Origin of the sequence: Streptomyces melanosporofaciens (assembly GCF_900105695.1) — a bacterium.
In the GTDB taxonomy this organism is placed as follows: Bacteria; Actinomycetota; Actinomycetes; order Streptomycetales; family Streptomycetaceae; genus Streptomyces; species Streptomyces antimycoticus.
On record NZ_FNST01000002.1, the window covers coordinates 7046682 to 7067848 of the forward strand.

Here is a 21167-nt window from a genome sequence, read left to right on the forward strand (position 1 = left end):
AAGGAACAGAACCGTCCATGCCATCCGCCGGCCGTCTGTCCGCCCTGCCCCTGGCCCTCGCCCTCACCACGACCCTCGTCACCCCGCTCGCCCACGCCGCCGACCGCTCCCCGTCCGCCCGCTCCGCGCTTCCCTCGTTCATCAGTGAGCTGACCGAGCGGCGCTACGACGGGCGGAGCGACGATCTGCTCACCGGCGGGCTCGGTTTCGCGGGGCTGCGCGGGCCCATGCCACGGGCCGCGGACCCCGACCGGCCCACCGCCGCCGAACTGCGCCGCCAGGCCATCTGGGCCTCGGCCGGGCTGTCCGCCGGATCCGGCGGCGGCCTCGGGAGGCTGTACGGACCCGATGTGGACCGGGGCCGCCCCGTGCCCGGCGACGGGAAGGTCGCGGGGGTGGAGTACCGGGCCGTGGCGGGCAGCGGGGCCCGCAGTGTCAGCTTCGTGGTGCAGGTGCCGGACGGCTTCGACCGTGCCCGGCCGTGTGTCGTCGCCGCGCCCGCCACCGGACTCGGCGGGGTCTACAGCATGGTCGGCACCGCCGGGGCCTGGGGTCTGCACCACCGCTGCGCGATCGCCTACACCGACAAGGGGATGGGCCCGGCCTTCGACGATCTGCACTCGGGCACCGCCATGGGCTACGACGGAACGACCGGTCCGCGTGCCGAACTCCACGGCCGCACCGCCTTCGACGCCGGGCTGAGCGACACCGAGCGCGCCCGCTTCGACGCGGAGCACCCGTACCGCGTCGCCTACAAGATGGCCCACTCCGGGATGAATCCGCAGGCCACCTGGGGGCGCGATGTGCTGCTCTCGATACGGCTCGCCCTCGCCGTGCTGAACCGCGACCGGCGCGCCGGAGCCCCCCGGGACGGCTACACCCCGGCCTCCACCACGGTCCTGGCCACCGGTGTCTCCAACGGCGGGGGCGCGGCCATCGCCGCGGGCGAGGACGACCGCGGCGGGCTCGTCGACGCCGTCGTGGCCTCCGAACCGCAGCTGAACCCGGCCCCGCTGAACGGCGTCCGGGTCCGCCAGGGCGGGCGGGCCGTGCCCGCCGCCGGGCTGCCGCTGATCCGCTACAACGCGCTGGCCTCGCTGCTCCAGCCGTGCGCCGCGCTCACCGAGCCCACCGCACCCGGCTACGCCGCCCTGGACGTGCCCGCCGCCCGCCGCCGCTGCGCCGCCCTCGTCGGGGACGACCCCCGTCTGATCCCGCGCCGGGACGCCGAGCGGGCGGGTCCCGACGGACTCCCGCGCCTCGCCCAGGAGGCCCTGGTACGCGCCGGATTCCAGCCCCAGTCGGAGTATCTGCAGATCTCCCACTACGACCCGCAGACGCCCGCCTCCTACGCGATGAGCTTCGCCCGCGCCTCGGTCGCCGACGCGCTGTGCGGCTACGGCTGGGCCCGCACCGACTCCTCCGGCTCCCCCGCGCCGTACCGCCCGGCGGAGCTGGCCGGGGCCTTCGGCACCAGCTCCGGCCGGGCGCCCGCCCCGGGGGTGCTGATCGACGAGAACTCGCCCGGCGGGCCCGTGGCCGACGCCCGCTCCGTCGGACCCGGCGGTGAGCACGACTACAACCTGCGGGGAGAGCGTTGCGTCTACCGGCTCGCCTTCCCCCGGCCCGGGGCGCCGCGCGCCGAGCGGGACTGGGCCGCACGGCTCGCCGAGGGCCTGGACGAGACCCGGCGCGACGGCGATCTGCACGGCAAGCCGGCGCTGATCGTGCAGGGCCGCGACGACACCAGGGTGCCGGTCAACCACAGCTCGCGGCCGTATCTGGGGCTCACCTCGCGCACGGACCATGGGCCGGGCGCCGTCAGCTACGCCGAGATCACCCACGCCCACCACAGCGACTCCCAGGCCGCCGGGCTCGACAACCGGTACGTCCCGCTCGGTTACTACTACCAGCAGGCCCTGGACCTGATGTGGGAGCGGCTCCACGGGCGGGCCGAGCTGCCGCCCAGTCAGGTCGTGCGCACGGTGCCGCGCGGCGGTCAGCCGGGGCACGCTCCCGAGCTGACCCCGGCCAATGTGCCCCCCATCGCGTCCGACCCGGCGGCGGGGGACCGGATCCGGGTGACGGGCGGGACGGTGCGGGTGCCGTAAGCACCGCGCGGGGACGGTTCGTCAGCTCCCGGTCACCGGCGGGGGCAGCTCCCGGTCACCGGCGGGGTCAGCTTCCGGTCTGCGGCGGGCGGTGCGGTTCGATCACGGTGACCCCGCCCCTGGCCCCCGACGCCATCGTGGACAGCGCCTCCGGGACCGCGTCCAGCCCGATGACATCGGTGACCAGCAGATCCGGCCGCAGCGAACCGGCCTCGACCATCTCCATCATCGGGCCGTAGGCGTGGGCGGCCATGCCGTGGCTGCCCAGCAGGCGCAGCTCCTGCGCGATGACCCGGTCCATCGGGATCATCGGGGTCCCGGCGGCCGGTGGCAGCAGCCCGACCTGGACATGGCGGCCGTGGCGGCGCAGGCTCTTGATGGACGCCGCGCAGGTCCGCGGGGAGCCCAGCGCGTCGAGCGAGACATGCGCGCCGCCGCCCGTGGCGTCCGCGACCGCCTCCGCCACCGAGCCCAGCGTGGACGCCACGTCCACGCACACCGCCGCGCCGAACCGGGCCGCGAGGGCGAGCGCTTCCGGTGAGATGTCCACCGCCACCACCCGGGCCCCGGCCGCGGCGGCGATCATCACCGCGGACAGCCCCACCCCGCCGCAGCCGTGGACCGCGACCCACTCGCCCGGGGCGACCTGGCCCTGGGCGACGACGGCGCGGAAGGCGGTGGCGAAGCGGCAGCCCAGACCGGCGGCCGTGGTGAACGACAGCTCGTTGCGTATCCCGACCAGATTCACATCGGCGTTCTCGATCGCCACGTACTCGGCGAACGAGCCCCAGTGGGTGAACCCCGGCTGGGTCTGCCGCTCGCAGACCTGCTGGGCGCCCTCCGCACAGGCGGCACAGCGCCCACAGGCGCAGACGAACGGCACGGTGACCCGCTGCCCCGGGCGCCAGTTGAGGACGTCGGGGCCGACCTCCTCTATGACCCCCGCCAGCTCATGGCCGGGGACATGCGGCAGCCGGATGTCCGGGTCGTGCCCCATCCAGCCGTGCCAGTCGCTGCGGCACAGCCCGGTCGCCTCGACGCGGATCACCACACCGCGCGGGGAGGGAGCGGGGTCCTCGACGCTCCGGACCTCGGGCCGGCGCCCGAAGTCGTCGAACACCACAGCACGCATGGACACCCGCTCCCTCGCTCGACCACACCCCCCAGGCCCGTGTGTCCAGGCGGGCCCTAGAACCTACACCACAACCGGCCGGTATCAGCCCTTGCGGGTGGCGCCCACCGACGGCGGCTCCGCGCCCGGGCCGGTGCCCCAGGACGACGGCTCCGTGGACAGCCGGTGGGCCAGCTTCCCGCCGTGGGCGACCTGGCCCCAGTCCAGCCAAGTCCGCGCCACCTGACGGCCGTTGAACGAGACGCTCCGGACATACCGCTTGGTGTCGCTCGCGCCCGGTGCGGTGACCGTCAGCGTGCCGCCCTGCCGGGCGCCGTACCGCCCGATACGGACCACGGCCGAGGCGAACTGCGGGCTGGACAGGGCGAGGAAGTCCCCGCCGCTCATCGTCGGATACAGGCCCAGCGAGGAGAAGACGTACCAGGCCGACATCGTGCCGAGGTCGTCATTGCCGGTCATCCCGTCCGGCCCGGTGGTGAACAGGGTCATCGCCGCCCGGACCGCGGTCGCCGCCTTCGCGGGCGCGCCCGCCCACAGATACATGTACGGGGCGTGCAGATCGGGCTCGTTGTTGGGGTTGTAGGTGGGCTTGCCGTAGTAGTCGTACGGGGCCGAGATCCAGTCCTTGCGGGCCGTGCCCGCCGGGTCGGTGAGCAGCTTGTCGTAGGCGAAGAAGTCGTCGAGCCGCTTCTCGGCCGTGCGCCTGCCGCCCATCAGCTCCACCAGACCGGCCGGGTCCTGCGGCACCAGCCACTGGTACTGGTAGGCGCCGCCCTCGTGGAACTGCTTGCCCGCCTCCACCGGGTCGTACGGAGTCACCCAGGCGCCGTCGGCCGTGCGCGGCCGGAAGTGGCCGATCGACGGATCCCACAGCGTCCGGAAGGTCTGGCCGCGCTCGGCGAACATCCGGGCGTCGGCGCGGTGTCCGAGCCCGCGCGCCATCAGGGCGAGCGCGGCGTCCGCGGCGGAGTACTCCAGGGTGGCCGAGGCGGGGTGGACGCAGTCGTTGTCACCGCCCTTGTCGGCACAGTCGGTGCCGAGCTTCAGCCCCGAGGGGACGTAGCCCAGCTTGCGGTAATAGTCCACTCCGGAGCGGCCGTTGTAGGGCGAGTCGGCGGGCGGGGTGCTGGTCGCGTTCTTCTTCAGCAGCGCGTACGCCTCGTCCTCGTGCCCGGCCAGCAGCCCCTTGGACCACGCCTCGACGAGGAACGGGGTCACCGGGTCGCCCGTCATGATGTTGGTCTCGCTGTTGGCCAGCGCCCAGCGCGGCAGCCAGCCGCCGTCCCGGCCGATGGCGACGACCGACAGCGCGACATCGCGGGCCACCCCCGGCTCCAGCATCTCCAGGAGCTGGTTCTGCGGCCGGTAGGTGTCCCACAACGAGAAGTTCTGGTACGGCGTATAGCCGGAGGCGGTGTGGGTCGCGCCGTCGAAACCGGTGTAGCGGCCGTCCACGTCGCCCGCCACATTGGGGTGCAACTGGGCGTGGTACAGCGCGGTGTAGAAGGCGCGTTGCCGCTCCTCGGTGCCGCCGCCGACCCGGATCGCGTCGAGCTTCTTGCGCCAGGTGTCGTGCAGCGCGGCGCGGGTGGCGTCGAAGTCGTAGGAGTCCCCGGTCTCGGCCGCGAGGTTCTTCCGGGCGCCCTCCGGCCCGGTGTACGACAACCCGACCTTGACCACGACATCCCGGTCCTGGCTCGCGTCGAAGGTACCCCAGGCGCCGTTGCCGCCCTCGCCGGCCGCCTCACGGGAGCCGGGGGTCGGGGTCGTACCGCGCCAGGTGCCGTAGGAGGCGAAGGGGCGGTCGAAGGTGGCGGTGAAGTAGACGGTGTGCCGGTCCTTTCCGGCGCAGAAGTTCCCGGCCTCCACCCGGCCCTCGACGGTCCGGTCCCCGACCACGCGGATCTCGGAGCCGAAGACGTTCTGATTGGCCTTGCCGGTGTTGAACAGCACATTGGCCGCGCCGGTGGCCGGGAAGGTGTAGCGCTGCCAGCCGGTGCGCTGGGTCGCGGTCAGCTCGGCGTCGATGCCGTAGGTCTTCAGCCCCACCCGGTAGTAGCCCGGGGTGGCCTCCTCGTCGTCATGGCTGTAGGCGGAGCGGTAGTGCTCCGGGTCGACGTCGGTGACCGCGCCGGTCGTCGGCATGATGGGCAGCTCGCCCGCCACCCCGCAGCCGACGCCGGACAGATGGGTCTGGCTGAAGCCGTGGATGGCGTTCTGGTCGTAGTCGTAGCCGCCCTGACCGCCGGTGTCCGGACTGACCTGGACCATGCCGAACGGGGCGCTCGCGCCGGGGAAGGTGTTGCCGAAGTTCTCGGTCCCCACGAAGGGATGGACCAGCGAGGTGGGGTCGGCCGGAGGGTCCCCGGCCGCGGAGGCGGCCGCCGCCCCCGGCGGTCCCAGCAGACCGCCGCCCAGCAGCGCCGCCGTCATCACCCCCGCGATCGTGCCCGCTATGCGCGCACGGATTCCACCGATCAGCGACCGCATGGGACGCACCTCCGCTTGACAACGTTGTCCGACCAGGGTCGCGAAACTTTGGCATGGGGGCTGGGCGGTGTCAATGACCCGTGCGCGGACGGTCATTGACCCCGCCCGCGCATCAGGCCGTGGGTGGCGCTACCGCTTGCCGCGCTGCCCGTCGGCGAGCTGACGGGACGTCTCCCCGGCGCCCGCACTCCGCTGGGCCCGCTCGGCGAGGGTCGGGAACAGCCCGCCGAGAGCGCTGCCCAGGCGCAGCTCCAGCGGGGCCACGTTCACCTCGGCCCGGTTCCGCTCGATGGCCCGGATGGTCGCGGCCGCCACCCGGCGGCTGGAGATCGTACGGACCCCGGTGGGGAGGGAGGTGCCCGCGTCGGCGAACATCCCGGCGTCGCCCACGAATCCGGGCTGCACCAGCGAAACGCCCACCCCCGTGCCATGCAGGTCCTGCCGCAGCCCGAGGGTGAAGCCGCGCAGCCCGAACTTGGCCGCGTTGTAGAGCGCGGCGCCGGGGGAGGCGGTACGGCCCGACAGCGAGCCGATCATCACGAGCTGACCGGATCCCGACTCCACCATGCGCGGTGCCATCAGCCGCGACAGCAGCATCGGTGCGCGCAGATTGACATCCAGGGCGCGGTCCAGCTCCTCGGGCCGGTAGTCCAGGACCGGGCCGCTGGAGGGCAGTGCGGCGTTGGCGATGAGGATCCGGGCGTCCGCCGCCTCCTCGACCAGGCGCTCCAGATCGGATCGTTCGGCCAGATCGGCGACGATCACCCGGCCGCCCAGCCGCTCGGCCAGCGGCCGCAGCACTTCCTCGCGGCGCCCGGTGAGCAGCAGCTCGGCACCCTTGGCCGCGAGCGCGTGGGCCAGGGTCTGCCCGATGCCGCCCGTGGCCCCGGTGAGCAGGACGGTCGTGCCGTCGATCCGCATGCGATCTCCTCCGGTTACGGTCGAGTACGTTCCGGCACGGTACTGGGTCTGGGCTCCGCGCCGGGCGGGGGCCCCGGCCCGGTCCCGTACGGACGCGCGGCCCGCGGCGGTGCGATACCCGTGCGGGCCGTGGGACCCGGGCGCTGGACGGGGCCGGGTTCGCGATCATCTCCCACGGGTTCGCAGCACTGCGTGGTCGAGGGCGGGCAGGCGGCCGGGGACCGGGAGCGGATGCGGGCGGGGCTGGAGAAGCTGTTCCTGTTCCTGGCGTGAGACGCCGGTCATGTCAGTGCGGCGATGAGCATGGAGATGGCCACGGCCAGCAGCAGGCACGCGAACGTCTGCTGAAGGCGGGAGCCGGAGACTTTGACCGCGAGGCGTTTGCCGTCCCAGGCACCCAGGACCGCGGCCGCGGTGAAGGGGCCGATGACCTCCCAGTCGACGGTGATGGCGGCGCCCGAGCGAGTGGCCAGGGAGGCCAGTGAGTTCACCGTGATGACCAGCAGGCTGGTGCCGACGGCGGCCTGCATCTCGAAGGACAGGACGGTGACCAGGGCGGGGACGGCGAGGAAGCCTCCGCCCACCCCCAGCAGGCCGGTCAGGGCGCCCAGCCCGGCGCCTGCTCCCGCCGCTTTCGCCGCTTTCGCCGGGCGCGTCCGCCGGCTGGTGCCATCTGGTCTGCCGGTGGTGCTGTCAGCTCCTGTGGCGGCCGGTCGCAGCATGCGGGTCGCGGCCAGGGCCGCGATGACGGCGAACGCGACGGTGAGAAGTGGCTGGGACAGGCGGGCGGCCGCGGCTCCGGCCAGCGCGGCGGGCAGGATGCCGGCGGCGGCGAACGCCGTTCCGGCCCGCCAGCGCACGTGGCCGGCGCGGGCGTGGGCGTACAGGCCCGTCAGTGAGGTGGCGGTGACGATGAGCAGGCTTGCGGTGGTGGCTGCCGCGGGACTGAAGCCGAGCAGGTAGATCAGGGCCGGGAGGGCCAGGACGCTGCCGCCCCCGCCGAGGGCGCCCAGCGCCAGGCCGACGACGGCCCCCGCGATCAGGGCAAGGATCAGAGCACTCACGCTATTCGGCCGCCCCGCCCGCCCTCGTCGACCACCGGCCGCCCGGCCCTGGCCCGGGGTGCGATGCCCTCGGGGACGTCCACGGCGTCGATGTCGCGGGAGGCCGGCAGTTTGGCGGTCTGCCGCGAGCGGTGCCCGGAGCGGCAGATCCCCACCACCGGCCGGCCCTGCACGGTGTCCGGCACTGCGGCTCCGGCCGGCAGGCGAGTCAGCGGCAGGTGGACGGCGGCTGGCGCGTGCCCGGGCCTCCACTGGGAAGTCTCGCGTACGCCCAGCGGCACGGCAGTACCGTCACTGGTGTGGGTGCGGGCCCGCTCGGGGGTAAGCCGGCTGTGACCGCGACGGAAGAGGAACATCACGTGCCTTCGCTGTGCGGGTGAGAAAAGTGGGTTCAGGGACGGGTGACGGTCAGACCCGCGTCGACAGCGGCCTCGAAGCCGTCGTCGACCGCGACGACCCGGCGCCCGGCCGCGTCCAGGAGGGAGGCGGCGATCGCCGCGCGCATCCCACCGGCGCAGTGCACCCACACGGTGCCGTCCGGGACCTCGCCGAGGCGGCCGTGCAGTTCGTGGATCGGGATGTGCACCGAGCCTTTGACACGGCCCTTGGCGCGTTCGGAGTCGCGGCGCACATCGAGCACCACCATCTGCTCGCCCCGCTCGCGGGCGGCGGCCAGACCGGCGAAGTCCGTGCGCGGGAAGGAAGCGAACTCCTCGCCTGCCCGCACCCAGCCCGCCGGGTCGCCGGTCGCGGCGGCAGCCGGGCGGTCGATGCCGACCCTGACCAATTCCCGCTGCGCGGCGGCGATTTGCGCGGGGGTCTCGGCGAGCAGGGTGACGGGCTTGCCCCACGGGATCAGCCAGGCCAGATAGGTGGCCGGCTTCCCGTCTCCCTCGAAGTTGAACGAGCCGGCCACGTGCCCTTCGGCGAAGGCGACCCGGCTGCGCAGGTCCACCACCCACTCACCGGCCGCCAGACGCTCGGCTATCCGCGCGGCGTCGGCCGGCTGGGGCGGGGTGAGGTCGACGGGCGCGGGGCCGGCAGCGTTGGCCGGGCCCATGTGCGCGTAATAGGCGGGCACATCCTCCAGGCCGGCCAGCATGCGGGCGACGAAGGTGTCCACATCCAGGGTGAGCGCGTCGTTGCTGGTGCGTTCCTGGCCGATCGTGGTCGCATCCCCCTCGGCCTGCGAGGAGGAGCAGAAGCTACCGAAACCGTGCGTGGGCAGCACCGGCACCTCGTCGTCCAGTTCGTCGGCGAGCCGGTGAGCGGAGGCGTGCTGGGCGCGGGCCAGTTGTTCGGTCAGCCGTGGCTCCACCAGATCCGGACGCCCCACCGAGCCGATCAACAGCGAGCCGCCGGTGAAGACCGCCACCGCTCGCCCATCCTCCTCAAGCGCGTAGGAGGTGTGGTGAGGAGTGTGCCCCGGGGTCGCGATCGCGCGCAGCATCAGACGCTCCTCCACCTCCACCGTGTCGCCGTCCGCGACGGGAACGCGGGCATAGGAGACAGTCGCGGCGGCGGGGACCAGGTAGTGGGCACCGGTGAGACGGGCCAGCTCCAGACCGCCGCTGACGTAGTCGTTGTGCACGTGCGTCTCCGCCACATACGCGATACGCACCCCCCGCCGGGCAGCGGCGGCGATCACATGGTCGACATCGCGCGGCGGGTCGACCACGACCGCGGTGCGGGTACCGCCGGCCAGATAACTGCGATTACCCAGGCCCTCGAACTTCAGGGTGTCGATGAAAAACACGAGTGGGACTCTCTCATTGGAATGATGTATTTCGCGGTGGTCTGCGCCACTCGCTTCAGAGATGACTACGCCTGGCCGAGGACGATCGGCAGACCCGCCGCTTCCCATGCCTCAAGGCCGCCGGCGACGTTGCAGACGGGAGAACGGCCGGCGGTCATCGCCTGCTCGGCCGCCTTCAAGCTGCGTCCGCCCGTGCGGCATATGAACGCCAATGGGCCGTCAGGCAGGCCGGACAACGAGGCCGGTATCGTGCTGAGCGCGGCGTGAACGGCGTCCGCGGGGCGACGTGTCGCCCACTCGTTGTCCTGTCGGACATCGACCAGCGTGAGCTTCCCCTCCGTCACACGGCGATGCACCTCGGCAGGGGGCAGGCCGGTGAGCGGGTGACCGTTGTCGTCGCTCCACGTCTGCTCCGTGACGGGGACGACCGTCCGAATCGCCTCGTAGTTCGAGGCATGGGCGACGGCTACCTGCTGCCCCAGCATCGGGCAGACGTTCATCGCCTCTTCCCAGTGAGAAGCCGTCTCCCACTCGGCGACGTTCACGAGCCGGAACGTGCTTCCCGGTACGACCGTGCGGAACATATAGGTCCGAATGAAACCGGGTTGGGCAGCCATAAGATCCGCGGCGTCCTGCCACATTTTGAGATACGAGTTCTCATTTGCCTCATCGATCTCGATCGGAATGATGACGACGTGGTGGTTTTCCATCTGAAGATTCCTCTGCACGGTGTTTTGGAACGCTCCCGTCGTCCGGCGCGGGGGTGCCGGGCGGGGCGTTTGGAATTGCTGCACAAGCCCATTCGGTGACAGAGGTGCAACCTTGCCGAATCCGGCCGTCGGCAACAGTGTGGGTCACGACGGCCGACAAGCGGTTCGCCTACTGCAATGGTGTACCCATTTCCGTCAGCCCCTGCTGAATGCAGACTGCACGCACCACACCGGAGTTGACAAAGGGCTTTGCCGAGCCGGCAAATGAGGCCATGATGGGCTCGCCCGTCCTGAACCGCCAGAGCCCCCTAGCCCTCGCGCGGGGCCGGGGTGCCAAGGCCGTAGACGCGGCGGGCGTTGTCCGCGCCCAGCAGCGCCGCCACCCGGCGGGCGTCGCGGCGCGACCAGGCGCCCTCCGCCACCCAGTGGGTCAGCAGCCCGGTCAGCGCCTCCTGGAAGAGCCGCGCCCCCACCACATACAGTTCGGGCAGCCCATAGGCATCGGTCGAGAAGAGCACCTTGCCGAACGGGGCGAGCTCCAGCATCTCGGCGAGGACCGCCCCGGCCCGCGCCCCGGTGTGGGACAGGGCCAGCCCCACATCGGCGTAGACATGCGGGAAGACGGCGGCCAGATAGGCGGCGCCGCGGTGGTACGGATAGCCGTGCAGCAGGATCAGCGTGCAGCCCGTGGGGCGCACCGCGCGGATGAAGTCGGTGAGGGCGAGCGGATCGCAGCGGTCCAGCCGCAGATCGGGATCGCCGAAGCCGGTGTGCAGTTGCAGCGGCAGCCCGGTGTACGCCGCCGACCACAGCAGATGGCGCAGGAGTACGGGGTCGGTGACCCGGGCGGCGGCGGTGCCGCCCTGCCCGCGCCGGGCGAGCCAGTGCTCGGCGGCGGCGTGGACGGCGCCGGGGCCCGGCGGATCGGGCTCGAAGTCCAGTCCGTAGCGGTAGGCGGCCACCGACTTGAAACCGGCCGCCGTACGGGCCGCCTCCCGGATTCCGTCCGCCACTCCGGCCAGGAAGTCATCGGCGGTCGGCGAGGTGTCGGCGATCCGCTCCGCCAGCTGCTCCAGGCGGACGATCTCTTGGGCGGTGCCGCCCGCCGCGAGGGCCAGCTCCTGAGGGGTGGTCAGGTTGCCCGGCAGCCCGGTGTCCACCAGGAACTCGCTGATCCCGGTGGAGCTCAGCAGCCGCCGGGTCACCTCCCGGGCGCCCAACTCGCGCCGCCGGGCGAGGTAGTGGGCGGGCGGGCAGTGCGGTTCGAGGCCCAGCAGCGGCGGACACCAGCGGCGCACCGCGAACCCGAGCTGGCTGTCGAAGAAGGTGGTGCCGAGCGCGGCGGGGGCGTCGGATTCGGTCAGGAACGCCTCGAACGCGGCCGAGCTCAGCTCGGAGCGGACCACCCCATGGCAGTGGTGGTCCACCAGGGGCGGCAGCGGCGGCTCGGTCGGATCCGTCTGCTCGGCGGCCTCCATCGGTCAGTACCGCCTCCGGGTCGCGACGGCGATCTCCTGGGGGGACGACTTCTCGAACAGGGCGGCCTCCGCCCGGCGCACCGCGGCGATCGACTCGAAGAGCGGATCGCCCAGCGCCTCGCGCAGCACGGTCGAGTCCTCGAAGTGCTCCAGTGCCGTCAGCGGCGAGGTGGGCAGCCGCCGCTCGCGCCCCTCGACCGCGGGGTCCCCGGCGACGGGCGGCGGCAGGGAGAGCCCGGAGTCCATCCCGCCGAGGCCCGCGGCGATGACCGCGCCCGCCACCAGATAGGGATTGGCCGCCGGGTCGAAGGACTTGATTTCGGCATTGGCCGCCCCCGGGTCGTCCGGTGCGCCGGCGATGAAGCGCACCGCGGCCTCGCGGTTCTCCAGGCCCCAGCACTGGTACGCCCCGGCCCAGCGCGAGGGTTCGAGACGGAGGTAGCTCGCGGGGGAGGGGGCGCCGATGGCGAGCAGGGCGGGCAGCTCGCGCAGCACCCCGGCGAGGAACGCCTCGGCCGTCGCCGTCATGCCGTGCGGCCCGTCGCCGTCCCGGCACAGATTGCGGTCCCCCTGCCACAGACTCACATGGACATGGGCGCCGTTACCGACCCCGCCCGGGTCCACCACCGGGCCGAACATGGGGTTGAGCCCGGCGCGCCCGGAGCACGCCCGGATCGTCTCCCGTACCAGCACGGCGAGATCGGCGGCGCCGACCGGGTCGGTGGGCGCCAGTGACACCTCGAACTGCCCGGGGGAGTACTCCGGGTGGAGCTGAAGCACCTCGGTGTGCTGCGCCTCCAGCGCCCCGAGCAGATCGGCGAGATAGTCGGCGAGGTCGGCCACGCGCGCCATGCCGTAGGCGGGACCCGCGGAGGGGTAGCGCGGCGGGTCCTGGTCCGGGTCGCCGGTGGTGACGACCCACTCGGTCTCGAACCCCATGCGTACGCTCAGCCCCCGCTCGCGCGCCCGCTCGGCCATCCGCCGGGCGAACAGCCGCTGGCAGACGGGGTGCGCCCGGCCCCGCTGGTCGTACCGGTCCACCGGGGCCCAGGCCCAGCCGGGCTGGGCGGCCAGCGGGATGAGCCGGTCCAGGTCGGGGATGAGCCGCAGATCCCCGTCGGGGCCGCCGACATGGCGGCTGGTGGTCATGGAGTCGTCCACGAGGAAGACGTCGAAGACGGGGGACATCCCGACCCCGCGCCGCGCGGCATGGGGCAGCCGCGCCGTGGGCACGGACTTCGCCCGGGTCACCCCCGCGTTGTCCACCCAGGTCAGCGCGATGCCCCGGATTCCGCTCGCGGTGAGCCGCTCGGCCTCCTGCCGAGCCCGTGCGTATGCCTGCTCACGATCGCCGGTCCCCATGGGCGCCTCCTCAGCCACGTCCTGTACGCCGAGACTATTGCCTGCGGACGGTCTTGTGGTGACGCATTGTCCCGATCGCATACGGGGTGTGACGGTGGCTTATGCCGGTCGGAGGTGTCCGGCGTCAGCGCCCGAGGCGCTCGGTGGTGTCGCGCAGGACGACCCGGGCGGCGGTGGGCCCGGCGTTGAGGTACCAGGGGGCGTCCGGCGTAGTCGGCGCGGGTGGTGGCCACCGGTACGACGCCGAGGGTGAGCAGATCGTCGAGCTGCCCGGTGCTGATCGCGGCGATGCGCTTCGGCTCGGCCTTCAGCGGCGTACTGCCCTGCTCATGGGCGACGGTGCGGGGGAAGGCGCCGTCGGCCGCTCGGGACTCCGGGGCTTTCGAGGACGCCGAGGACGACGCGGCATCCGAGGAGCCGCACCCGGTGAGGGCGGTGGCGGCGAGGGCGGCCGAGAGCAGGGGAAACAGACGGTGGGGGCGCACGGACAAATCCAGTAGCTGAGGTGAGGCTTACCTTACCTTGCACTGGATGGGGGTCTCCTGGAGGATGTCGGTCAGGCAGGCGAGATACATCTCGATGGCCTGGGTCGGCTCCCGCACCCGTCTCCCCGACAGCTTTCCGATCTTCTCCAGCCGGTACAGGAGTGTGTTCCGGTGGATGTGCAGCCGCTCGGCGACCCGCACCAGATGAAAACCCCCCTCCGCCCAGCCGATCAGCGTCTCCCGCAGGGTCGGCCAGTCGGGCTGTCCGGGCAGCTCCCCCAGCACGGCGTCGGCGAATCGCGCCCGGCTCTGCCGCGCAGCGGAGCCCAGCAGATGCGGTATCCGCAGGTCGGCGGCGGTGAAGACGCGGTCGCCCGGGAAGACGGCCGGGCCGGTGCGCAGCGCGGTGGCGGCGTCGCGATAGGAGTGGTGCATCCCGGTGGTGCCCGCGCCGGGTTCGCCGACGGCCATCCGCCCGTCCAGGCCGTGCCGGTCGTACAGCAGCGAGAGCAGATGGCCGCAGGCGTCGGCGAGCCGTCCCGGGGCCGTCCGCTCGCCGTGCGCGGCGGCCAGCACCACATACCGCCCCGCCGCCTGGACGCCCGCCACGTCCTGCCGGTCCCGGAACACCTCCCGTACGGTCCGCAGCACCGTGATCCGGGAGACGGCCGCCGCGCCCTCGTCCGCCGGGCTCACCTCCAGCAGCACCGCGGCCCGGGCCAGCCCGGGGGCCAGGCCCAGCTCCACCGCCCGGGCGTCCACCGCTCCGGCGTCGACCACCTCGGGGTCGTAGAGCGCGATGTCCCGTACGAAGTCGTCGACCGCCCGCTCGTGGAGCAGTCGCGAGCGCAGCAGCGCCGCCTCCTCCAGGAGGATCTCCGTCTGCCGCCGCACCACCAGGCCGAAGCGGTGCACCTCCGCCGGCACCCCGGTCAGACAGACCGTGCCGATCACCTCCTCGCCGACGGTGATCGGCAGACTCATCCCGGGCCGCACCCCGCGCATCCGGCCCGCCTGCTCGGCGGTGTGGGTGGCGGGCCGCCCGGTGCGCACCACCTCCAGGGACGCCTCGTGGACGGTGCCGACGCGCGCGAGGTCACCGCAGCCGATGACAACCGCCCCGGGGTCGGTGATCAGCACATTGAAGCCGGTGATCCGGCCGATGTCCTGGGCGATCTCCTGAGCCAGCTCCGGGGTCAGGACGGGACGGCCACTCATGGGATCGATCGAGGGGTCCATGGGCGGATCGTACAAGCGTGGGCTTCCAGGTGGCGATCGGTTCATACGATTCCGACGATGACCGACCGCCGGACGCTGCCTACCGTCTTCGGACATCAGCACCGGGCGCATCGCGACCGCCCGGCCATCCGTCCTCCTCCTCCCCAGGAGCATCTCCTCAGGAGACGGCCATGAGCACAGCATCCCTGGAGAAGTCCCGTCCCACCCGCACCCACTGGCTCATCACGCTCTACGCCGGCGGCGGCGAGTTCTGCGACGGCTACATCCTCAGCATCATCGGCGTCGCGCTTCCGCTTCTCACCGCCGACTACCACCTCAACTCATTCGACTCCGGAGTGGTCGGCTCCGCCTCCCTGGTCGGCATGTTCGCCGGGGGCCTGGTCTTCGGTTATGTCACCGACCGGGTCGGGCGGCAGAAGGTCTATCTCTTCGATATCGCCGCCTTCATCCTGCTCTCCGCGGCGCAGTTCTTCGTCACCGATCCCTGGCAGCTCACCGTGCTGCGCTTCCTCATGGGCATCGCCATCGGCGCCGACTTCGCCATCGCGGGCACCATCGCCTCCGAGTTCGCGCCCCGCAACTCCCGGGGCCCGCTGCTGGTCGTCATGGTCACCATGTGGTCGGTCGGCGCGGCCGTCGCCTATGTCGTCGGCTGGGCGATGATGTCCTCCGGCCACGACAACTGGCGCTGGATGCTCGCGAGCAGCGCGATCCCCGCCGTCATCATCCTCCTGTTGCGCTTCGGCACCCCCGAGTCGCCGCGCTGGCTGCTCAGCAAGGGCCGCAACCAGGAAGCGGAGGCCGTGCTGAAGCAGATGCTCGGCCCGGACGCGACCGTGGCCGACCTGGAGGCGGACACCGCCTCCCGCACCCGCTACACCGACATCTTCCGCGGCGCCTATCTGCGCCGGACCATTTTCGTCAGCGTCTTCTGGGCCTGCCAGCTCCTGCCGATCTACGCCATCACCACCTACGAGCCCACCATCCTGTCCTCCTTCGGGCTGGCCGACGGCAACGACTCCTACCTCGGCTCGGTCGTGGTGCAGATCTTCTTCGTGCTCGGCTCGCTCTCCGGGATCCTGGTCATCAACAAGGGGCGGCGCACCCTGCTCCTGTGGAGCTTCGGCCTCTCCGCGATCCCCCTGCTCTGTCTCGCGGCCCTCGCCCGCCCCGCACCGGCGGTCGTGGTGGTCCTCTTCGCGGCCTTCGGCGTGGCGGCCTTCTCCAGTCAGTGCCTGCAGGCCATCTATCCCTCCGAGCTGTTCCCGACCGGAGTGCGGGCCACCGCCAACGGCTTCGCCACCGGCATCAGCCGGGTCGGCGCCGCGATCGGCACCTGGGGCGCGCCCGTCGTCCTCGACCACAGCACCCGGCTGGCCATGCTGCTCGGCGCGGTGATCTGCGTCATCGGCTGGGGCACGTCGTACGTCCTCGCGCCGGAGACCAGCGGGCTCACCCTCGCCGACGCCAGCGCGGCGGACGCGGACCACCACCCCCGCGGGCGTCCGCGTACCCGCCGTGACACCTCTTCGACCACACCGTCCCCCGCGGTGAAGGAGCCTTCTTGACTTCCCCGGACACCCCGCCCGTCACGGTCACGATTGTCGGCGGCGGAGTCGTCGGCCTGGCCTGTGCCCACTACCTCAGCGCCGCCGGGCTGCGGGTCACCGTCCTCGAACGCGACCGGCTGGGCAGCGGCGCCTCCCGCGGCAACGCCGGGGAGGTCTGCCCCGACCTGGTCGAACCGCTGGCCGCGCCCGGTATCATCGGTACGGCGCTGCGCGGACTGCACCGCCCGGACAGCGCGCTGGCGATCCACCCGCCGGCCGGTGCCGAACTGCTGCGATTCCTGGTCCGGTTCGGGCTGCGGGCCACCTCGCGCCACCACATGCGCGGGGCCGCCGCCCTCGGCGCGCTCGCGAAGGGCACCTTCGGGCTCTTCGAGGAGCTGGAGGCGGCCGGTGTCGACGGGGAGGCGCACAAGGACGGCTTCCTCTTCGCCTTCCCCTCCCGCGAGTACGCCGCCCAGGCGCTGGCCGCCTTCCGCCGGCTGGACGCCCCGATCGCGCCCGGCGGGGTGCTGGAGGGGACCCGGCTCGCGGAGGCGGAGCCCTCGCTCACCGACGGCGCGCGGGCGGGGTTCGTGGTGGAGCGCCAGTGGTCGCTCGACCCCTCGCTCTTCGTGGACCGGCTCGCCGAGCGGCTGCGCGGCCAGGGCGTCGAACTGGTCGAGGGCGCCCGGGTGTCGGCCGTCACGGACCGGGGCGGCCGCACCGAGGTGCGCACCTCGGCCGGGACGTACCGGAGCGACGCGGTGGTCATCGCCGCGGGCGTCCGGTCGCGCGAGCTGGTCCGCGGACTCGGCCTGGACGTCGACCTGGTGGCGGGCAAGGGGTACAGCTTCTCCGTGGCGGCCGAACCGCCGCCTTCCCGTCTGGTCCACCTCGGCGCGGCCAAGGTGGTGCTCACTCCGATGGGCAAGCGGGTCCGGGTCGCCGGGACGATGGAGTTCGAGCGCGACGCCGACCGGTTCCGGCAGCGGCGCATCGAGGCCATCGTCGCCGCCGCGCGCCCGTATCTGCGCCATGCCGGCTGGGACGACCGCCAGGAGGAGTGGGTGGGGCCGCGGCCCATGACCCCCGACGGGCTGCCGCTGATCGGGCCGGTGCCCGGCCATCCCCGGGTGCTGCTGGCGACCGGTCACAACATGCTGGGGCTGATGCTCGCGCCCGCCACCGGCCGGCTGGTGGCCGGACTACTGACGGGTACGGCGGATTCCGGCCTTTCCTCCGCTTTTGCCCCGGTACGGAGCGTTCGCCGGTATCCTTGGCGTGTACGCGCCACCCACGGCCGGTGAGTCGAAGGGGCGCACCGCTGTCGAAAGGGAGAGCGCGCGGGCCCTTGAGGAACGCAGGGGCCGGGCACGGTCGACCGCCGACGGCGAGGTGGGCGACCCGGAGGCGAACCGAGCCCGGAGAAAAGGGGAACGAGTGATCAGTCGCAGAACGCTGTTCGCGAGCACACTGGGCATCACCGGCGGCCTTGTCCTCCCGACGGCGGGCGCCGGCGCGGCGCCCGCCGACTGGTCCCGGGCGGTGGTGGACTCCACCATCGCCCGCTACCCCGACCCCGCCTCGCTCGGCGGCTGGGGCTACACCCGGGGGCTGTTCCTGCTCGGCGCCCACCGCGTCTACCAGCGGGTCAAGGAGCCCTCGTACCTGGCGTACATCAAGCGCTGGGTGGACAACTTCGTCGACGCCGACGGCCATATGAGCCGGACCTTCGACAACCTCGACGCGATGCAGTCGGGCAATCTGCTGCTGGTCCTCCACCAGGAGACCGGCGACCCCCGCTACCGGACCGCCGCCGACCAGATCCGGGACCGGATCACCAGCTATCCGCGCACCGCCGACGGCGGGATGTGGCACGCCACCGGCAAGACCAACGAACTGTGGGGCGACGGCGTCTTCATGGCCCAGCCCTTCCTGCTGCGCTACGGCATCGCCTACGGCGACCAGACGTACGCGTACGAGGAGGTCACCAGGAACCTGTCGGTGTACTTCCGCCACCTCAAGGCGTCCAACGGGCTGCTCTACCACGCCTTCGACGCCGACGGCGACGCCCCGTGGAAGCCCGATCCCGCCACCGGCACCTCCGGCTACTTCTGGGCGCGGGCCATCGGCTGGACCGCGATGACCCATGTGGAGGTGCTGGAAACGCTCCCCGCCGACCATCCGCGCCGCGCCGAACTCATCGGCAACGTACGGCACTTGGCGAAGGGCTTCGTGCGCTATCAGGACGCGGCCACCGGCCGCTGGTTCCAGGTCGTCGACAAGGCGAGCGAACCCGGCAACTGGACCGAGACCTCCGCCTCCAGCATGTACACCCTGATGCTGCACGCGGCCCTGAAACACGGCTGGATCAGCGGCGGCGCATACGCCTCGGCGGCGCGCAGGGGCTATCAGGGCGTGCTGCGGAAGGTGTCGGTCGGCTCCGACGGGCTGACGAACATCTCCGACATCAGCGAGGGCACCAACGTCGGAGACCTGGCCTACTACCTCAACCGGCCGCGCAATACGAACGACCTCCACGGTCTGGGCGCCTTCCTGCTCATGAACGAGCGGCTCGCACACTGACACCGACGTAGGGGCGCGACATGGACGTACGGGCGCGGTCCGCGGACCGCGCCCGTACGCTCATCCGCGAAGGCGCTACTTCAACTCGACCTGGAACACCTTGTCCGCGCCGTCCGGCTCCCCGCCGTTGTTGTCGGCGTTGGTCGTGGACAGCCACAGCGTGTTCTTGCCCGGCACGGTCTCCACGGTGCGCAGCCGCCCGTAGGAGCTGGTGTAGTACGCCTTCGGGGTGCCCGCGCTCGTCCCGTCCACCGGGATCCGCCACAGCCGCTCACCCCGCAGCGCCGCCATGTACATCGCACCGTCGGCGTAGGTGACCCCGCTGGGCGAGGCGTCGCCGACCGGCCACTGGCGCTTGGGGTTGGTCATCCCGGAGGTGGAGCAGTTGCCCTCACAGGTCGGCCAGCCGTAGTTCTTGCCCGGTTCGATGAGGTTGAGCTCGTCGTACTTGCTGTTGCCGAACTCGGCCTCCCACAGCCTCCCCTGCGGATCCCAGGTGATGCCCTGTGGATTGCGGTGGCCGTAGGAGTAGACGAGCGTGCCGAACGGATTGCCCGGGGCGGGCTTGCCGTCCGTGGTCATCCGGAGGATCTTGCCGTTGAGGGAGTTCTTGTCCTGGGCGAGGTCGGGGGTCTGGGCCTCCCCGGTGGTGGCGTACAGATAGCCGTCCGGGCCGAACTTCAGGCGTCCGCCGTTGTGGTACTTGTTCTTCTTGATGCCGGTGACGAGCGCCTTGTAGCCGCTGAGCGAGGAGCCGTCGTAGGTCATCCGGGCGATGCGGTTGCCGTCGGAGGCGGTGTGCATCAGATAGACGGCGTGGTCGCTGTTCCAGTTCGGGGAGACCGCGATGCCCAGCAGCCCGCCCTCACCGCCGGTGGTCACCACATTGGGCACCGTGCCCACCTTGGTCCTGGTGCCCGACTGGGTGAGCTTGTAGACGTCGAACGCATCGCGCTCGGTGATCAGGGCCGAGCCGTCGGGCAGCCAGCTCAGCCCCCAGGGGATCGACCAGCCGGACGAGACGGTCTTGATGTCCGAGGGGGCCGAGTCGGCCGCCGAGGTCGCGGCGCTGCCGGTGCCGGTCTGGGTGAGCAGCAGCCCCGCGGTGAGTGCGGTGGTGGCGGCCGCGGCCACCAGGGTCTTCCGATAGCTCTTCATCGCGCGCCCTCCTACTGGAGCTTGTATGCCGTGAAGTTCCGGGTGAGCAGGTATGTGGTCTGGAGGCCGGCGCTGTTCAGGCTCCGGTAGATGCCCCACTTGGGCCGCAAATAGTTCTTGCCGCGCCACAGGTCCAGGCCGGTGCGCTTGTACGCGGCGACTTGTCTGCCGCCGGTGGTCACCGACCAGTCGGCGTACGCGCCCGAGTCGGCCGCCTTGACCTCGACCGACACATCGCTCCAAGTGCCCTGGAGCGGCTTCATGTCGGCGGCCCCGGCCTCGGTGAGGTTGTCGTCGTCATCCGACGTCCGGATCTCGACCTTCGGACCGTCGCCGTGCTGGTGCAGCGACATGGTGAACAGCGGGGCGGCCACGTCCCCCACCTTGATCTGCATGATGTGGGTGAAGCCGGTGGTCGCGTCGAGGGTGTCCGGCACATACATCTGGTACTGGATCCGCCAGGTCTCGTTCTTGAGGATCTTGACGGCGGAGCCGTTCTGCTCCATGCCCCTGACCTCTTGGCGCTGGCGGTCGGTGCTGGTGTCGACGTCCTTGGGGTAGTGGATGTCGGTACGGAAACCGCCCTGGTAGGGGTAGATGTGGGTGACACCGGGATGGGAGTCGGCGCGGTCGTCCTCGGCGCCCTCGAAGGCGTCGGCGACACTCGCCCCCGATGCGGGGCTCCACTTCAGGCTCCAGGACGCGGCCGGCGCGCGCGGGGGCCGCTCGGCACCGTAGGCGACCGCGGCCGGGGCGATCAGCGCGGCCGTCGCCGCGAGAGCGAGGGCGGTGCGGGGTAAGAGCGGTGAACGCTCCATCAAGGATTCTCCTGTCTGATCCTTGTTCACATGGGGGGACTGTAAGGAAGGCTTCCTAACGCGTCAACAGGTCGGCCACGGTCAACCGCGATCCGAAGCGAAGACCGCGTGATCGTGTGGATCTTTGCGTGATCATCTCCCCCGAGCGCGGACAGTGCATCGCGGAAGGTAGGAGGTGTGGTGCGATGAGTCAAGGAATGGTGTGGACCAACGGGGTGGCGGTGTGGGGGTGGTCGGCGAAAAGTGGCCAACTACCAGCGGATTCCGCTTGTTTCTTGGTATCGCAGAGGGAATGCCCAGCCGGAGA

Annotated in this window: 18 protein-coding genes; 6 read left to right on the forward strand and 12 right to left on the reverse strand. The window is 71.9% G+C overall.

Features of this window, described 5'->3' with window-relative positions; translation table 11 throughout:
* Positions 1-17 precede the first annotated feature (17 nt).
* Entirely contained in the window at positions 18-2111 is a 2094-nt protein-coding gene (locus BLV72_RS33480; protein ID WP_093467050.1) for a 3-hydroxybutyrate oligomer hydrolase family protein, read from the forward strand.
* Between the two features lie 67 nt (positions 2112-2178).
* Here BLV72_RS33480 and BLV72_RS33485 read toward each other — a convergent pair whose 3' ends face one another.
* The 3 genes from BLV72_RS33485 to BLV72_RS33495 all read right to left on the reverse strand — a co-directional run bounded on the left by BLV72_RS33485 (position 2179) and on the right by BLV72_RS33495 (position 6654).
* Entirely contained in the window at positions 2179-3243 is a 1065-nt protein-coding gene (locus tag BLV72_RS33485) for a zinc-dependent alcohol dehydrogenase family protein (protein WP_093467051.1), read from the reverse strand.
* 84 nt (positions 3244-3327) lie between these two features.
* Positions 3328-5733, reverse strand: coding sequence for a GH92 family glycosyl hydrolase (locus tag BLV72_RS33490; protein WP_093467053.1), 2406 nt, complete (start codon positions 5731-5733; stop codon positions 3328-3330).
* A gap of 129 nt (positions 5734-5862) precedes the next feature.
* Entirely contained in the window at positions 5863-6654 is a 792-nt protein-coding gene (locus tag BLV72_RS33495; protein WP_093467054.1) for an SDR family NAD(P)-dependent oxidoreductase, read from the reverse strand.
* Between the two features lie 120 nt (positions 6655-6774).
* On the opposite strand from BLV72_RS33495, the gene BLV72_RS46790 reads away from it, so the two are divergent.
* Positions 6775-6927, forward strand: a complete 153-nt coding sequence (locus BLV72_RS46790) for a hypothetical protein (protein WP_425288412.1) — start codon at positions 6775-6777, stop codon at positions 6925-6927.
* Positions 6928-6935: 8 nt separating this feature from the next.
* Here the strand turns inward: BLV72_RS46790 and BLV72_RS33500 are convergent, their stop codons facing one another.
* From BLV72_RS33500 to BLV72_RS33525, 6 genes are all read right to left on the reverse strand, one after another.
* Positions 6936-7718: a sulfite exporter TauE/SafE family protein gene (locus BLV72_RS33500; RefSeq protein WP_093467056.1), complete on the reverse strand. Its 783-nt coding sequence runs from the start codon at positions 7716-7718 to the stop codon at positions 6936-6938.
* Positions 7715-7903 carry a hypothetical protein gene (locus BLV72_RS51600; protein WP_342030685.1) on the reverse strand — a complete coding sequence of 63 codons (189 nt, stop codon included), beginning with the start codon at positions 7901-7903 and terminating at the stop codon, positions 7715-7717. The genes BLV72_RS33500 and BLV72_RS51600 overlap by 4 nt, the downstream gene beginning before the upstream one ends.
* A 206-nt stretch (positions 7904-8109) precedes the next feature.
* Positions 8110-9474, reverse strand: a complete 1365-nt coding sequence (locus BLV72_RS33510; RefSeq protein WP_093467059.1) for an MBL fold metallo-hydrolase — start codon at positions 9472-9474, stop codon at positions 8110-8112.
* Between the two features lie 65 nt (positions 9475-9539).
* Positions 9540-10184 (reverse strand): rhodanese-like domain-containing protein, encoded by a 645-nt coding sequence (locus BLV72_RS33515; protein WP_093467060.1) that lies wholly within the window; start codon positions 10182-10184, stop codon positions 9540-9542.
* Positions 10185-10492: 308 nt separating this feature from the next.
* Positions 10493-11662, reverse strand: a complete 1170-nt coding sequence (locus BLV72_RS33520) for an amidohydrolase family protein (protein ID WP_093467062.1) — start codon at positions 11660-11662, stop codon at positions 10493-10495.
* Between the two features lie 3 nt (positions 11663-11665).
* Positions 11666-13024, reverse strand: coding sequence for a type I glutamate--ammonia ligase (locus tag BLV72_RS33525; protein WP_093467063.1), 1359 nt, complete (start codon positions 13022-13024; stop codon positions 11666-11668).
* A 249-nt stretch (positions 13025-13273) separates the two neighbouring features.
* On the opposite strand from BLV72_RS33525, the gene BLV72_RS48205 reads away from it, so the two are divergent.
* Positions 13274-13528: a hypothetical protein gene (locus BLV72_RS48205; protein ID WP_167746440.1), complete on the forward strand. Its 255-nt coding sequence runs from the start codon at positions 13274-13276 to the stop codon at positions 13526-13528.
* 8 nt (positions 13529-13536) lie between these two features.
* On the opposite strand, the gene BLV72_RS33535 is transcribed toward BLV72_RS48205, so the two are convergent.
* Positions 13537-14748 (reverse strand): CdaR family transcriptional regulator, encoded by a 1212-nt coding sequence (locus BLV72_RS33535; protein WP_093467065.1) that lies wholly within the window; start codon positions 14746-14748, stop codon positions 13537-13539.
* 170 nt (positions 14749-14918) lie between these two features.
* Between BLV72_RS33535 and BLV72_RS33540 the strand changes: the two genes are divergently transcribed.
* From BLV72_RS33540 to BLV72_RS33550, 3 genes are all read left to right on the forward strand, one after another.
* Complete coding sequence (locus tag BLV72_RS33540) at positions 14919-16316, forward strand: MFS transporter (protein WP_093467066.1); 1398 nt, start codon at positions 14919-14921, stop codon at positions 16314-16316.
* Positions 16313-17605: an NAD(P)/FAD-dependent oxidoreductase gene (locus tag BLV72_RS33545; RefSeq protein ID WP_093467068.1), complete on the forward strand. Its 1293-nt coding sequence runs from the start codon at positions 16313-16315 to the stop codon at positions 17603-17605. The genes BLV72_RS33540 and BLV72_RS33545 overlap by 4 nt, the downstream gene beginning before the upstream one ends.
* A 133-nt stretch (positions 17606-17738) precedes the next feature.
* Positions 17739-18884 (forward strand): glycoside hydrolase family 88/105 protein, encoded by a 1146-nt coding sequence (locus tag BLV72_RS33550; RefSeq protein WP_093467069.1) that lies wholly within the window; start codon positions 17739-17741, stop codon positions 18882-18884.
* Between the two features lie 75 nt (positions 18885-18959).
* On the opposite strand, the gene BLV72_RS33555 is transcribed toward BLV72_RS33550, so the two are convergent.
* Positions 18960-20042, reverse strand: coding sequence for a PQQ-dependent sugar dehydrogenase (locus BLV72_RS33555; RefSeq protein WP_093467071.1), 1083 nt, complete (start codon positions 20040-20042; stop codon positions 18960-18962).
* A gap of 11 nt (positions 20043-20053) precedes the next feature.
* Complete coding sequence (locus BLV72_RS33560; RefSeq protein WP_093467072.1) at positions 20054-20860, reverse strand: hypothetical protein; 807 nt, start codon at positions 20858-20860, stop codon at positions 20054-20056.
* Positions 20861-21167: the final 307 nt, after the last annotated feature.